This window comes from Azonexus caeni (assembly GCF_048146105.1).
Taxonomy (GTDB): domain Bacteria; phylum Pseudomonadota; class Gammaproteobacteria; order Burkholderiales; family Rhodocyclaceae; genus Azonexus; species Azonexus aromaticus_B.
The window spans coordinates 1-289 of the sequence record NZ_JBKJAD010000082.1 but is presented as its reverse complement, the minus strand read 5'-3'; the positions used below and the strand labels follow the sequence as shown (position 1 = coordinate 289).

Sequence of the window (289 nt, the reverse complement as noted above, 5' to 3'; positions counted from 1 at the left end):
AGCGTTTTTTCTGCCGCCTCAAGCAATTCCGCCGACTGGCAACTCGCTATGAAAAACTGGCTACGCGCTTCAACGCATTCTTGCAACTTGCCTGCGCTTACATCTGGCTAATGTGAACACGCCCTAATAATTGCGGCCAATATATCAACAGCATTTTGTAATCAGGGCTTCCGCACTCGAACCGCATATTCCCGAATGACATGACCGATAGCAGATAGTCGTTAACCTTCAACACCTTATGCAAGCATCTTGTGAACCCATTGGAAATCACGTCTACTCTCTCCTTTTG

General features: G+C 47.1%; 1 pseudogene. It reads left to right on the top strand.

Features of this window, described 5'->3' with window-relative positions:
- Positions 1–116, top strand: a pseudogene (locus tag ACLIIZ_RS21165) (IS5/IS1182 family transposase); the annotation flags it as partial.
- Positions 117–289 lie beyond the last annotated feature (173 nt).